Annotated in this window: 1 protein-coding gene; it reads right to left on the minus strand. The window is 66.0% G+C overall.

Annotated features, from left to right (window positions below; genetic code table 11):
- Positions 1-250 (minus strand): FAD-linked oxidase C-terminal domain-containing protein (locus MXD60_RS26440; RefSeq protein WP_248822412.1); only part of this gene is annotated, 250 nt, incomplete at both ends.

Here is a 250-nt window from a genome sequence, read left to right on the forward strand (position 1 = left end):
CCCCGCGTGCCGTGCCGGGAAAACACCTCGGTGACGGCATCGGTGTAATCGGCCAGATGCTCGAGGGGGACGGCGCAATCCTCGATGAACGAGACGGGCTTACGGTCGCCCTTCATCGACATCATGATGTTGAGGCAGGCCTCCCGCACCTCCCAGACCGCCTTCTGGCGGTTGGCCTCGACCACCTCGACCACGGCGTCGGGAAAGCCGTGATCGGCCATGCACTGGTCGAGGCGCCGCAGATCGCGCT

This window comes from Frankia sp. AgB32, assembly GCF_023243045.1.
Taxonomy (GTDB): Bacteria; Actinomycetota; Actinomycetes; order Frankiales; family Frankiaceae; genus Frankia.